Origin of the sequence: Mesorhizobium sp. CO1-1-7 (assembly GCF_020164885.1) — a bacterium.
Lineage (GTDB): Bacteria > Pseudomonadota > Alphaproteobacteria > Rhizobiales > Rhizobiaceae > Mesorhizobium > Mesorhizobium australicum.
This window is the reverse complement of record NZ_JAIUHA010000004.1, coordinates 96,365-109,911: the sequence shown is the minus strand read 5'-3', so window position 1 is coordinate 109,911 and position 13,547 is coordinate 96,365. Positions and strand designations below refer to the sequence as shown.

The following is a 13,547-nucleotide window of genomic DNA, read 5'->3' as shown; positions in this document are numbered from 1 at the left end:
CCCATATGGTTGACGGGTTTGCCAAACCATGGTGAACACCCGGACCACATTTCATGAACTGCCGGGCTCTTGCCCGCAGTCCGTATGCTTTTAAGTGAAAAACGTCCCATGGCAACCGAACGATACAACCCGCGCGCGTCAGAACCCAAATGGCAGAAGGCCTGGGCCGAGAAGAAGCTTTTCGAAGCGCACAATGACGATCCGCGTCCGAAATACTACGTGCTGGAAATGTTCCCCTATCCGTCGGGGCGCATCCATATCGGCCATACCCGCAATTACACGATGGGCGACGTGGTGGCCCGCTACAAGCGCGCCAAGGGTTTCAACGTGCTGCATCCGATGGGCTGGGATGCCTTCGGCATGCCGGCTGAGAACGCCGCTATGCAGAACAAGGTGCATCCCAAGGAATGGACCTACCAGAACATCGCCGCCATGCGCGAGCAGCTCAAGGTAATGGGCCTGTCGCTGGACTGGGCGCGCGAATTCGCCACCTGCGACGTCGATTACTACCACCGCCAGCAGATGCTGTTCCTCGACTTCGTCGAGAAGGGGCTGGTGACGCGCAAATCCTCCAAGGTCAACTGGGATCCGGAGGACATGACGGTGCTCGCCAACGAGCAGGTCATCGACGGGCGCGGCTGGCGCTCCGGTGCGCTGGTTGAACAGCGCGAGCTGACGCAATGGTTCTTCAAGATCACCGACTTTGCCCAGGATTTGCTGGATTCATTGGACGGTCTCGACGAGTGGCCCGAAAAAGTGAAGCTGATGCAGCAGAACTGGATCGGCCGTTCGGAGGGCCTGCTGATCCGCTGGCCGCTGGCCTCGGAAATCTCCGGCGAGCATGAGCTGGAAGTCTACACGACAAGGCCGGATACCATTTTCGGCGCCTCGTTCATGGCAATCGCCGCCGATCATCCGCTGGCCAAGAAGGCCGCGGAGACCAATCCGGCCCTGGCGAAGTTCATCGACGAAGTGCGCCATATGGGCACTTCGGTGGCGGCGCTCGAGACGGCCGAGAAGAAGGGCTTCGACACCGGCATCCGCGTCGTCCATCCCTTCGACGATAGCTGGACGCTGCCTGTCTACGTCGCCAATTTCGTGCTGATGGAGTACGGCACCGGCGCCATCTTCGGCTGTCCGGCGCATGACCAGCGCGACCTCGACTTCGCCAACAAATACAGCCTGCCGGTGGTGCCGGTGGTGATGCCTGATGGCGCCGATGCCAAGACGTTCCAGATCGTCGACGAGGCCTATGTCGACGATGGCGCGATGATCAATTCGCGGTTCCTCGACGGCATGACGCCGGACAGCGCTTTCGATGAAGTCGCCAGGCTGCTGGAGCAAAAGACCATCGGCAACCGGCCAATGGCCGAGCGCAAGGTGAATTTCCGCCTGCGCGACTGGGGCATTTCGCGCCAGCGCTACTGGGGCTGCCCGATCCCGATGATCCATTGCGAGGATTGCGGCGTGGTGCCGGTGCCGAAGGCCGATCTGCCGGTCAAGCTGCCCGACGATGTCGATTTCGACCGGCCAGGCAATCCGCTCGACCGTCACCCGACCTGGCGGCATGTGAAGTGCCCGCAATGCGGCAAGGACGCGCGGCGCGAAACCGACACGATGGACACGTTCGTGGATTCGTCCTGGTATTTCGCCCGCTTCACCGCGCCCTGGGCACATGAGCCGACCGATCCCAAGGCAGCGAACGAGTGGCTGGCGGTCGACCAATATATCGGCGGCATCGAGCATGCGATCCTGCATCTGCTCTATTCGCGCTTCTTCACCCGCGCCATGCGCGAGACCGGCCATGTTGCCCTGGCCGAGCCGTTCAAGGGCCTGTTCACGCAAGGCATGGTGGTTCACGAAACCTACCGTGTCGGCTCGGCGTCGAATGGGCGCTGGCTGGCGCCGACCGAGGTTCGTCTGGAGGACGTCGACGGCAAGCGCCGCGCCATCGACGTCGCCACCGGCGAGGCGGTCACCATCGGCCCGCTCGAGAAGATGTCGAAGTCGAAGAAGAACACGGTGAGCCCGGAAGACATCACCGATGGCTACGGCGCCGACACGGCGCGCTGGTTCATGCTGTCGGATTCGCCGCCCGAGCGCGACGTCGAGTGGACCGACGACGGTGCCGCCGGCGCGCATCGCTTCATGCAGCGCATCTGGCGGTTGGTGTCGACGGCGGCCGAGACGCTGGCAGGGGTCACGCCCAAGGCGGCCAATGACGGCGAGGCCGGGGCGGTTTCCAAGGCCGCGCACAAGATCCTGAAGGCGGTCGGCGAAGACATCGAGAAGCTCGCCTTTAACCGCGCCATTGCTCGCATCTATGAACTTGCCAACGCGTTGACAGCCCCGCTCAACGAAGTGGCGGAAGGCAAGGCCGTTCCGGCGCTGAAAAGCGCCTGCCGCGAGGCGGTCGAGATCATGGTGCATCTGATCGCGCCCGTGATGCCCCATCTGGCTGAAGAGTGCTGGGAGACGCTGGGCGGCGTCGATCTGGTGGCCGAACGGCCGTGGCCGGTCTTCGATCCGGCACTGGTCGTCGACAACGAAGTCACCTATCCGGTGCAGGTCAACGGCAAGAAGCGAGGGGATTTGACAATTGCCCGCGACGCGGACCAAGGTGCGGTCGAAAAAGCGGTCTTGGCTCTCGACTTCGTGCAGAAAGCACTTGAAGGTAAGGCTCCGCGCAAGGTGATCATCGTGCCGCAGAGGATCGTCAATGTCGTTGCCTGATCGGGAAAAGACAGAGCTGGGCCGTCTGCTGCGCCGCATCGCGCTTGCCGGCCTCGTCGGTTCGCTGGCGCTCATTTCAGCCTGCCAGGTGCGGCCGCTCTATTCGAGCGCGCCGTTGTCGACGGGCTCGACCGCCAATGCCGAGATGGCATCGATCGCGGTCAAGCCGGTCCGGACGCGCTATGCCCAGCAGGTGCGTAACAATCTGATCTTCGGGTTCGGGCGCGGCGCGGGCGAGCCCGCCTCGCCGCTTTATTCGCTCGACCTCGGCGTGAGCGAAGGCGTTGAATCCTCGGCGCTGGTACAGAATGGAACCGATCAGGACGAGCCGACCGCCGGTTCGGTGACGCTGACCGCGGGCTACACGCTGACCGATGTGAAAACCGGCGCGGTGATCGCCGTCGGCAAGCGGGCGATCACTTCGTCCTTCGACAGGCCACGTCAGGAGTTTGCCTCCTACCGGGCGCAGATCGACGCCGAGAACCGCGCCGCGCGCGAACTGGCTGAAGCCCTGCAACTGTCGATCGCCCAGGATCTGGCCCGGCACGGCAAGGCGGCCAGCTAGCGCGTTCGCCGTCTCAAAAGAGGGCCGAACGCCCTCTCTCATTCTCTCGATATCCTGATCCTGTGTCCGGGCGATGGAAACGCGCCGGCAGCCGGGCTTTTGGCGCCATGTGAATCCTATCCGCGGGTTTCACGTGACCAAGGTTCGCCCTGCTTTCCAGCTCAGCGCTTCGCCGCGAAAGATGCGTCTCGATCGCTCCAGCGACGCCGACGGGAAGCAACTGTTAACCACTCGCTCCCTATTGCTCGGCAGTCGTTTCACAGTGAGTCTTGAGCATGGAAGCCAGGCGTTTTTCTCGGATCAATTCGTTGCACACAGCTGCGCCCGATGAGCCCCAAGGAGAGCGTTCCGGCGGCCCGCGCGGCAAGGTCGATGTCCGCCAGTCCGGCGCTTCTTTCCCGCAGGGTGGCGACACCGAAAGCCCGGCGTGGCAAGAGTATTTTTTCCTTGCGCCCAATGTGCGTTTTACACGCACGCCGGACTATGAGCCAAAGCACCGCCAACCGCAGGACGACGTTGCCGAGCAGGACGCACGGCAGGCGCTCCCGACGCAGCAGGTCGGTCCTGGCACCGTCATGCATCGCGGACCGGCACCGGCCGGGCCCGCTCAGCCGGCGCGTAGCGGCGAGACGGCGAAAGGCGTTGCGCCGGCGGCTCTAAAGGTGCCAGCAACAGCACGAGCGGCCACGCGCCCGGCGCCCGTTGTCGGGAATGGCGCGCCGGTCAAAGCAGCCTCCGCTGAAAAAGCGCGGCGGCCCTATCTTTCGGATCACGCCTTCTTCGAGGGCTTGGCGCCGCTTCTGGTCGACGTGACGCCCGCCCGCCAAGTCAGCCCGGTCCCGCGTGCACCGATGCCGGCTCCGCCGGTTGCCGCCGCCCGGGCCGATGTCTCCGGACCGGCGGTGGCCGATGTCACCGCCTTGTTCCGTGTCATCGAATGCCTTCCTGGCCAGGTTCCACCTGCCCTGCCGGACGTCTTTCCGGCCAACTCCAACAAGGTGGTGGTCGAGCCGGCCGTCCCGGCGGGCAGAGCCGCCCGGCTGGGTCGGACAACGGCCGCGACGGCGCCTGCCGCAGCCAGCGCCGCCCCGGCGCCACTTTTGCAACGCGTGGAGGAAACCGTTCCCGCCGTGCGTTCGCCGTCGCTGCCCATGGCTGGCAAGGTTGTGCAGCCGGTGACGGGCGAAGGCTACGCGCTTCCCTCGGAGGAGCTGCTGCAGCAGCCGCCGGAAGGGCAGGGCTTCTACATGTCGCAGGAGCGGCTTGAGCAGAATGCCGATCTCCTGGAAAGCGTGCTGGAGGATTTCGGCGTGCGCGGCGAGATCATCCATGTTCGCCCCGGCCCGGTCGTTACCCTTTATGAGTTCGAGCCGGCGCCGGGCGTCAAATCTTCCCGCGTGATTGGTCTCGCCGACGACATCGCTCGCTCCATGTCGGCCGTCTCGGCGCGCGTCGCCGTGGTGCCCGGCCGCAACGTCATCGGCATCGAGCTGCCGAACGAGACACGCGAGACCGTCTATTTCCGTGAACTGATCGAATCGCAGGGCTTCCGCAAGACCAGCTGCAAGCTGGCGCTTTGCCTTGGCAAGACGATCGGCGGCGAACCTGTCATCGCCGAGCTGGCGAAAATGCCGCATCTGCTCGTCGCCGGCACCACCGGGTCCGGCAAGTCGGTCGCCATCAACACCATGATCCTGTCGCTGCTCTACCGGTTGAAGCCGGAAGAATGCCGGCTGATCATGGTCGACCCGAAGATGCTCGAGCTGTCAGTTTACGACGGTATCCCGCACCTTCTCACGCCCGTCGTCACCGATCCCAAGAAGGCGGTTACCGCGCTCAAATGGGCGGTGCGCGAGATGGAAGACCGCTATCGCAAGATGGCGCGGCTCGGCGTGCGCAACATCGACGGCTACAACGAGCGTGCCGCCACTGCCCGCGACAAGGGCGAGACGGTCGTCATGACCGTGCAGGCCGGCTTCGAGAAGGGCACCGGCGAGCCGCAGCAGGAGATCGACCTCGCGCCGATGCCCTACATCGTCGTCATCGTCGACGAGATGGCCGACCTGATGATGGTCGCCGGCAAGGAGATCGAAGGCGCCATCCAGCGCCTGGCGCAGATGGCGCGCGCCGCCGGCATCCACCTGATCATGGCAACGCAGCGGCCTTCAGTCGACGTGATCACCGGCACGATCAAGGCCAACTTCCCGACCCGCATCTCCTTCCAGGTCACCTCCAAGATCGACAGCCGCACCATTTTGGGCGAGCAGGGTGCCGAGCAGCTGCTCGGCCAGGGCGACATGCTGCACATGATGGGCGGCGGGCGCATCGCCCGCGTGCACGGCCCCTTTGTGTCCGACGCCGAGGTCGAGCATGTCGTGGCGCATTTGAAGGCGCAGGGCCGCCCCGAATATCTGGAGACCGTAACGGCCGACGAGGATGAAGAGGAAGAGGAAGACGACCAGGGAGCGGTCTTCGACAAGGGAGCCGTTGCCGCCGAGGACGGCGATTCCAGCTATGACGAGGCGGTCAAGGTGGTGTTGCGCGACAAGAAATGTTCGACGTCCTACATCCAGCGCCGCCTTGGCATCGGCTACAACCGCGCCGCTTCACTGGTCGAGCGGATGGAGAAGGAGGGTCTGGTCGGCGCACCGAACCATGTCGGCAAGCGCGAGATCATGGCGGGCAAGCGCCCACCGGTAACCATCCCTGGGGATGACGGCACGGATCGATCGGCCCCTTGATCCGCAACGCATAAAAAAGGCCGGTTGCCCGGCCTTTTTTCGTATCGGGCATAAGCTCGCTCAGCCGATTTTCTGGCCGGTCTTTGCCCAGTCGGCGAGGAAGGCGGCAAGGCCCTTGTCGGTCAGCGGGTGATTGACCAGCGCCTTCAGGGTCGCGGGTGGCGCGGTGACGATATCGGCGCCGATGAGCGCCGCCTGCTTCACGTGGTTCACTGTGCGCACGGAAGCGGTCAGGATCTCGGTCTGGAAATCGTAATTGTCGTAGATCTGACGGATCTCCTGGATCACTTCCATGCCGTCAGAACCGGTATCGTCGATGCGGCCGACGAAGGGCGAGATGAAGGAGGCGCCTGCCTTGGCGGCGAGCAGCGCCTGGTTGGCCGAGAAGCACAGCGTGACGTTGACCATGCGGTTCATCTCGGTGCGGATCGTCTTGCAGGCCTTCAATCCGTCCAGCGTCAACGGCACCTTGATGGCGACATTCGGCGCGATCTTGGCCAACACCTCGGCCTCGGCCATCATCTGCTTGTATTCGGTCGCCACGACTTCCGCGGAAACCGGGCCTTCGACGATGTCGCAGATCTGCTTGGTGACCTCGGCGATTTTGCCGCCCGATTTCAGGATCAGCGACGGGTTGGTGGTGACGCCGTCGAGCAACCCCAGATCGATCAGTTCACGGATTTCCTTGATATCGGCTGTGTCGGCAAAAAATTTCATGGCGGTCTCCTGACGATTTCGTGGTGCCTGCGAAGGCACGTTCAGCGTTGCCCTTTGATCTAGAGCAAAGTCGGGGCAAGGTCACGCCTCATGATCGAAGATTCGCCCTTTGCCGCAGCCGCACCGGTGCTGGTGCCGATGCCGGCCGAACGCCCCTACACCTATGCCGTGCCGGCCGGCATGCGGGTGGTGCCGGGCTCGATCGTGCGCGTGCCGCTCGGGCCGCGTCAGGTCGCGGGCATCGTCTGGGACGGCGTGGTCGAGCAGGTCGATGCCAGGAAATTGCGCCCGATCGAACAGGTTTTCGACTGTCCGCCGATCGATCGCGCCATGCGCCGCTTCGTCGACTGGGTGGCGCAATACACGCTGTCGGCTCCGGGCATGGTGGCGCGCATGCTGCTGCGTGCGCCGGAAGCTTTCGATCCCGAACCCTGGATCGAAGGACTGCAGCGGACGCTCGTCATGCCCGATCGGATGACGGATGCGAGGACGCGGGTGCTGGAGACAGCCGAAGGCGGGCTGGCCTGGACGCGCTCGGGGCTGGCGCATGCCGCCGGCGTGTCGTCGACGGTGATCGAGGGGCTGAAAGCGCAAGGCGTGTTCGAAACGGTGATGATCCCGCCGCGCCCTGTGGTGGCCGCACCCGACCCAAGCTATGCCGTGCCGGATCTGATGCCGGACCAGAACGACGCCGCGTCGATGCTGCGCGCCAATGTCGCGGCCGGTGCGTTCAATGTAGCGCTGCTCGACGGCGTCACCGGGTCCGGCAAGACGGAGGTCTATTTCGAGGCGGTGGCGGCCGCGCTCGATCAGGGAAAACAGGTGCTGATCCTGCTGCCCGAAATCGCGCTGACCCATGCTTTCCTCGAACGCTTCCAGCAGCGCTTCGGCGCCAAGCCGGGGGAATGGCATTCCGATCTGCCGCCCAGGATGCGCGAAAAAGTCTGGCGGCAAGTGGCGGAAGGGGGCGTGCGTGTCGTCGCCGGCGCACGCTCGGCGCTGTTCCTGCCGTTCAAGGAACTTGGCCTGATCGTGGTCGACGAGGAGCACGACCCGGCCTACAAGCAGGAAGACCGTGTCTTCTACAATGCGCGCGACATGGCTGTCGTGCGTGGGCATATTGGCAGCTTTCCGGTGGTCCTGGCGTCGGCGACGCCGTCGGTCGAAAGCCGGGTCAACGCAAGCCAGGGCCGCTATGCCAGGGCTGTTCTTTCCGCCCGCTTCGCTGAGGCGGCACTTCCCGATCTCAAGTCGATCGACATGCGCCGCGCGCCGCCGGCCCGTGGCGGCTTCCTGTCGCCGGTGCTGATCGACCATATGCGCAAGACGCTGGAGAAGCAGGAACAGTCGCTGCTGTTCCTCAACCGGCGCGGCTATGCGCCGCTGACGCTGTGCCGGGTCTGCGGCCATCGCTTCGGCTGCCCGGTGTGCTCGGCCTGGCTGGTCGAACACCGCTTTCGCGGCCAGTTGGTGTGTCATCACTGCGGTCACAATGAGCGCCGTCCGGAAGCCTGCCCCGAATGCGGCACGCTCGACCATCTGGTCGCTTGCGGGCCGGGGGTCGAGCGCATCGCCGAAGAGGTCGTCACGCATTTCCCGGACGCGCGTACCATCGTGCTGTCGTCGGATATAATGGGGGGTGTACGACGGTTGCGGCTGGAACTGGAGGCTATCGCCAACGGCGAGGCCGATATCGTCATCGGCACGCAACTGGTCGCCAAGGGTCACAATTTCCCGAACATGACGCTGGTCGGCGTCGTCGATGCCGATCTGGGCCTTGCCAATGGCGATCCGCGCGCCGCCGAGCGCACCTTCCAGCTGCTCAGCCAGGTGACCGGCCGTGCCGGCCGCACCGGCAAGAAGAGCCTTGGCCTGCTGCAGACCTTCCAGCCCGACCATCCGGTGATGCGGGCGATCGTCTCCGGCGATGCCGAGTCTTTCTACCAGCGCGAGATTTCAGAGCGCGAACGCGCTGCCTTGCCGCCCTTCGGCCGGCTGGCAGGCGTCATCGTCAGCGCGGTGACGCGGGCGGAAGCGGAAGGCCATGCACGCGGCCTGCGCCGCTCCGCACCGGAGGCGCCGGATCTGTTCGTGCTCGGGCCGGCGGAAGCGCCATTATCGTTGCTCGGCGGTCGCCACCGCTTCCGCCTGCTGATCCAGGGCGAACGGCGCGCCGACATGCAGAGCTTCATCCGCACCATGCTGGCCAACGGGCCGAAACAGCGCGGCTCGGTTCGGGTGCAGGTGGACATCGACCCGCAGAGCTTTTTGTAGGAACACAAATTCAGCTACAGCTGCCTCGACGAGAGAAACGGAAGATCTCATGAAAACCCTCGGCCTGCTCGGCGGCATGAGCTGGGAATCGACCGCCATCTACTACCGCCTGCTCAACGAGATCGTGCGCGAGCGGCTGGGCGGTCTGCATTCGGCGAGGCTGCTGCTCTGGTCGTTCGATTTCGCCGAGATCGCCGAACGGCAGCATGATGGCGACTGGGACGGTGCCGGTGCGCTGCTGATCGATGCCGCACACAAACTTGAGGCCGGCGGTGCGGAGGGCCTGCTTCTGTGCACCAACACCATGCACAGACTGGCCGACCAGGTGCAGGCGGCTGTGTCGATCCCGCTGATCCATATCGCCGACGCCACCGCGGCCACGGTCAGGCAGGCCGGCCTGCGGCGGCCGGCGCTGCTGGCAACGCGGTTCACCATGGAGCAGGACTTCTACAAGGGCCGGCTTGCCGACAAATATGGCCTGTCGCCAGTGGTGCCGGATTCGGCCGGGCGCGACATGGTGCATCGCGTCATCTACGAGGAACTCTGTCAGGGCATCGTCACCGAAGCCTCGAAGGCGGCCTATGTCGCCGAGGCAAACCGCTTGCGCCGCGACGAAGCCGCCGACAGCCTGATCATGGGCTGCACCGAGATCACCATGCTCATCGGCCAGGATGATTTCGACATCCCGGTTTTCGACACGACGCGCATCCATGCCGGGGCGGCGGTGGAATTCGCACTCGGTTGATGCGCGTCTCCTAAAGTGGCTGAAGGCATCTGGCGCCGGCTCTTTCCTTCGCTAGAATGTCAGCGACTTTCAAAACAGGCATTTCGAGGGGACACGATGGATTTTTCGCTTCCATGGCCGACGAGCCAGGGCGAATGGCTGGCCTGGTCGAGCGCGGTCTTCACCGTGCTGCTCGGTCTTCTGTTTTTCCTGGCGCCGGGGCTGGCGTTCCGTATCCTGCGCCTGCAGGCGAAACCCGAGAAGGCGGGGGCGATCGCCGAGGGGCGCGGCCGCATGTCGGGCTTCTATCTCGGAGTCGGCCTGTGCTGCATCCTGCTCGCGCAGCCCCTGGTCTACATGGCTCTCGGATTTTCCTGGCTGTTCACCGCATTCGGCCGGCTGCTGTCGATGATGTCGGATGGCGCCAATACACCTTTCAATTGGGTTTCCATTGTGGTGGAATTGGCGCTCGCGGCCTTGCCGCTTGCCTTTGCCTTCGGCTTTGTGCCCTGAATCCTGGGGTATTCAGGCGCGCAGGACGCTGATCTTTCGCCGGATGCGACAATAGTGCCTGAAAACCATGCGGAACGACGCATTGCGGTCTTAAAATGCCTGTGCTAGACGGCAATCGACTTTCGGCCGGGGATAGCGGAAGCCGCGCCTCCGTGCTTGGAAAAATGCAGTAAGGTCAAAGATTTAGCCAGAGTTTTTGCTCGCGCCAACAATCTGCGGCCTGTCAGACAAGAGAAAAGACGGTCCGTGGCTCAATCGTCATCGCCAATCTCAGGTGTCGCAGAACGCTATGCCGGTTCGCTGTTCGAACTGGCATCGCAGGCAAATTCCGTGGCCAAGGTCGAGGCCGACCTCACCAGTTTCGAGGCCATGCTCGCGGGCAGTGCCGACCTGACCCGGCTGATCAACAGCCCGGTATTCTCCAGCGAGGACCAGGCCAAGGCCATCGGGGCGATCGCCGACAAGGCCGGCATCACCGGCCTGACCGGCAATTTCCTGCGCGTCGTCGCCAAGAACCGCCGCCTGTTCGCGGTGCCCGGCATGATCAAGGCATTCCGCCAGATCGCCGCTGAACACCGTGGCGAGGCCGCCGCCGACGTGACGTCGGCTCATGAGCTGACCGCGGCCCAGCAGACCGAACTCAAGGCGGCGCTGAAGGGCGTTGCCGGCAAGGACGTGACCATTTCCGTCACCGTCGATCCGTCGCTGCTCGGCGGGCTGGTGGTCAAGATGGGCTCGCGCCAGATCGATACGTCGCTCAAAACCAAACTCAATTCGCTCAAGCTTGCACTGAAAGAGGTCGGCTGATGGACATCCGCGCCGCGGAAATTTCCGCAATTCTGAAAGACCAGATCAAGAATTTCGGCAAGGAGGCCGAGGTCTCCGAAGTCGGACAGGTGCTGTCCGTCGGTGACGGTATCGCCCGCGTCTATGGCCTCGACAATGTCCAGGCCGGCGAAATGGTCGAATTCCCCGGCGGCATCCGCGGCATGGCGCTCAACCTCGAAGCCGACAATGTCGGCGTCGTTATCTTCGGCGCCGACCGCGACATCAAGGAAGGCGACATCGTCAAGCGCACCGGCGCCATCGTCGACGTTCCCGTCGGCCCCGGCCTGCTCGGCCGCGTCGTCGACGCGCTCGGCAACCCGATCGACGGCAAGGGCCCGATCAAGGCGACCGAACGCAAGCGTGTCGACGTTAAGGCGCCGGGCATCATTCCGCGCAAATCGGTCAACGAGCCGATGTCGACCGGCCTCAAGGCCATCGACGCGCTGATCCCGGTCGGCCGCGGCCAGCGCGAGCTGGTCATCGGTGACCGCCAGACCGGCAAGACCGCCATCATCCTCGATACAATGCTCAACCAGAAGTCGGTGCACGACAACGGCCCGGAAAAGGAAAAGCTCTACTGCGTCTACGTCGCCGTCGGCCAGAAGCGTTCGACCGTCGCGCAGTTCGTCAAGGTTCTGGAAGAGCGCGGCGCGCTCGAATACTCGATCATCATCGCCGCCACCGCTTCCGACCCGGCGCCGATGCAGTTCCTGGCGCCGTTCGCCGGCTGCACCATGGGCGAATATTTCCGCGACAACGGCATGCATGCGCTGATCAGCTATGACGATCTGTCGAAGCAGGCCGTCGCCTATCGCCAGATGTCGCTGTTGCTGCGCCGCCCGCCGGGCCGCGAAGCCTATCCCGGCGACGTCTTCTACCTGCACTCGCGCCTGCTCGAGCGCGCTGCCAAGCTCAACGACGATCTGGGCGGCGGATCGCTGACCGCCCTGCCGATCATCGAGACGCAGGCCAACGACGTGTCGGCCTATATCCCGACCAACGTGATCTCGATCACCGACGGCCAGATCTTCCTCGAAACCAACCTGTTCTTCCAGGGCATCCGTCCGGCCGTCAACGTCGGCCTGTCGGTCAGCCGCGTGGGCTCGGCCGCGCAGATCAAGGCGATGAAGCAGGTTGCCGGCTCGATCAAGGGCGAGCTCGCGCAGTACCGCGAAATGGCTGCCTTCGCGCAGTTCGGTTCGGATCTCGACGCCGCCACGCAGCGCCTGCTCAACCGCGGATCGCGCCTGACCGAACTCCTGAAGCAGCCGCAGTTCTCGCCGCTGAAGACGGAAGAGCAGGTCGCGGTGATCTTCGCCGGCGTCAACGGCTATCTCGACAAGCTGCCGGTCAACCAGGTCGGCAAGTTCGAGCACGGCCTGCTCAGCCACATGCGTGCGGCGGGCAAGGACGTTCTCGACGCCATCCGCAAGGAAAAGGCGCTTTCGGACGATCTGCGCGCCAAGCTCAAGGCCGAGATCGACGCCTTCGCCAAGACCTTCGCCTAAGCGAAGCGCCAGTCCGGATGAGACAAGACGGGATCAGGTTTGAAGCATGCCTTCATTAAAAGACCTTCGTAACCGTATCGCCTCGGTCAAGGCGACGCAGAAGATCACCAAGGCGATGCAGATGGTCGCCGCGGCGAAGCTGCGCCGTGCGCAAGAGGCGGCGGAAGCGGCGCGCCCCTATTCGGAGCGCATGGGTTCCGTGCTGGCCAACATCACCCAGGCGATCGGCGGTGGCGGCGATGCCCCGGCGCTGATGACGGGCACCGGCAAGGACGCCGTGCATCTGCTCGTGGTCTGCACCGCCGAGCGCGGCCTGTGCGGCGGCTTCAATTCGCAGATCGCCCGTCTTGCCCGCGACCACATCCGCCGGCTTCTGGCCGATGGCAAGCAGGTCAAGATCATCTGCGTCGGCAAGAAGGGTTTCGACATCCTGCGCCGCGACTATGCATCGATGATCATCGACCGTGTCGATCTGCGCGAGGTCAAGACGCTCGGCTTCGTCAATGCCGACGCGATCGCCAAGAAGGTCATCCATCTCTTCAACGAGGGCGCCTTCGACATCTGCACGCTGTTCTATTCGCAGTTCAGGTCGGTGATCAGCCAGATCCCGACCGCGCAGCAGATCATCCCGGCCAGCACCGCTTCGGCTCCGGCCGCGGCGGTGGATGGCGGCAGCGCCGTCTATGAATATGAGCCGGAGCCGGGCGAAATCCTCTCCGACCTCATCCCGCGCAACATCTCCGTGCAGGTTTTCCGGGCGCTGCTCGAAAACGCCGCCGGCGAAATGGGCGCCAAGATGAGCGCCATGGACAATGCGACGCGCAACGCCGGCGAGATGATCAACAAGCTATCGATCACCTACAACCGCCAGCGGCAGGCGCAGATCACCAAGGAACTGATCGAAATCATTTCGGGCGCCGAGGCGCTCTAGGCGCGGTCCGCGG

10 protein-coding genes are annotated in these 13,547 nt (G+C 64.2%); 9 read left to right on the top strand and 1 reads right to left on the bottom strand.

The genetic code is table 11. The features are described from left to right. Positions 1-108 precede the first annotated feature (108 nt). The 3 genes from leuS (at position 109) to LB516_RS09775 (ending at position 6,039) form a co-directional block, all read left to right on the top strand. Entirely contained in the window at positions 109-2,733 is a 2,625-nt protein-coding gene (leuS, locus tag LB516_RS09785) for a leucine--tRNA ligase (RefSeq protein WP_224719420.1), read from the top strand. Further along, on the top strand, positions 2,720-3,298 hold the full coding sequence (locus LB516_RS09780) for an LPS assembly lipoprotein LptE (protein WP_015315162.1): 579 nt from the start codon (positions 2,720-2,722) through the stop codon (positions 3,296-3,298). Before leuS ends, LB516_RS09780 begins: the two co-directional genes overlap by 14 nt. A 275-nt stretch (positions 3,299-3,573) precedes the next feature. Continuing rightward, complete coding sequence (locus LB516_RS09775; RefSeq protein WP_224719419.1) at positions 3,574-6,039, top strand: DNA translocase FtsK; 2,466 nt, start codon at positions 3,574-3,576, stop codon at positions 6,037-6,039. 60 nt (positions 6,040-6,099) lie between these two features. On the opposite strand, the gene fsa is transcribed toward LB516_RS09775, so the two are convergent. Then, positions 6,100-6,756, bottom strand: a complete 657-nt coding sequence (gene fsa, locus LB516_RS09770) for a fructose-6-phosphate aldolase (RefSeq protein ID WP_015315164.1) — start codon at positions 6,754-6,756, stop codon at positions 6,100-6,102. Between the two features lie 90 nt (positions 6,757-6,846). On the opposite strand from fsa, the gene LB516_RS09765 reads away from it, so the two are divergent. From LB516_RS09765 to LB516_RS09740, 6 genes are all read left to right on the top strand, one after another. After that, positions 6,847-9,030 carry a primosomal protein N' gene (locus tag LB516_RS09765; protein ID WP_224719418.1) on the top strand — a complete coding sequence of 728 codons (2,184 nt, stop codon included), beginning with the start codon at positions 6,847-6,849 and terminating at the stop codon, positions 9,028-9,030. 49 nt (positions 9,031-9,079) lie between these two features. Further along, a complete protein-coding gene (locus LB516_RS09760; protein WP_140874697.1) occupies positions 9,080-9,775 on the top strand; it encodes an aspartate/glutamate racemase family protein in 696 nt (231 codons plus the stop codon). A 96-nt stretch (positions 9,776-9,871) separates the two neighbouring features. Beyond that, positions 9,872-10,267: a DUF4345 family protein gene (locus LB516_RS09755; RefSeq protein WP_224719417.1), complete on the top strand. Its 396-nt coding sequence runs from the start codon at positions 9,872-9,874 to the stop codon at positions 10,265-10,267. Between the two features lie 246 nt (positions 10,268-10,513). Continuing rightward, the gene (locus LB516_RS09750) at positions 10,514-11,074 is read left to right on the top strand and encodes a F0F1 ATP synthase subunit delta (RefSeq protein WP_015315170.1); all 561 of its coding nucleotides are present in this window, start codon (positions 10,514-10,516) and stop codon (positions 11,072-11,074) included. Continuing rightward, positions 11,074-12,603, top strand: coding sequence for a F0F1 ATP synthase subunit alpha (gene atpA, locus LB516_RS09745; RefSeq protein ID WP_015315171.1), 1,530 nt, complete (start codon positions 11,074-11,076; stop codon positions 12,601-12,603). Before LB516_RS09750 ends, atpA begins: the two co-directional genes overlap by 1 nt. Positions 12,604-12,649: 46 nt before the next feature. Continuing rightward, positions 12,650-13,534 (top strand): F0F1 ATP synthase subunit gamma, encoded by an 885-nt coding sequence (locus LB516_RS09740; RefSeq protein WP_140662549.1) that lies wholly within the window; start codon positions 12,650-12,652, stop codon positions 13,532-13,534. Positions 13,535-13,547: the final 13 nt, after the last annotated feature.

Excerpts from the sequence above, each read along its gene's own strand:
- leuS (WP_224719420.1), top strand. The coding sequence starts at position 109 with ATGGCAACCGAACGATACAACCCGCGCGCGTCAGAACCCAAATGGCAG.
- LB516_RS09760 (WP_140874697.1), top strand. The coding sequence starts at position 9,080 with ATGAAAACCCTCGGCCTGCTCGGCGGCATGAGCTGGGAATCGACCGCC.
- LB516_RS09780 (WP_015315162.1), top strand. The coding sequence starts at position 2,720 with ATGTCGTTGCCTGATCGGGAAAAGACAGAGCTGGGCCGTCTGCTGCGC.
- LB516_RS09755 (WP_224719417.1), top strand. The coding sequence starts at position 9,872 with ATGGATTTTTCGCTTCCATGGCCGACGAGCCAGGGCGAATGGCTGGCC.
- LB516_RS09740 (WP_140662549.1), top strand. The coding sequence starts at position 12,650 with ATGCCTTCATTAAAAGACCTTCGTAACCGTATCGCCTCGGTCAAGGCG.
- LB516_RS09775 (WP_224719419.1), top strand. The coding sequence starts at position 3,574 with ATGGAAGCCAGGCGTTTTTCTCGGATCAATTCGTTGCACACAGCTGCG.
- atpA (WP_015315171.1), top strand. The coding sequence starts at position 11,074 with ATGGACATCCGCGCCGCGGAAATTTCCGCAATTCTGAAAGACCAGATC.
- fsa (WP_015315164.1), bottom strand. The coding sequence starts at position 6,756 with ATGAAATTTTTTGCCGACACAGCCGATATCAAGGAAATCCGTGAACTG.
- LB516_RS09765 (WP_224719418.1), top strand. The coding sequence starts at position 6,847 with ATGATCGAAGATTCGCCCTTTGCCGCAGCCGCACCGGTGCTGGTGCCG.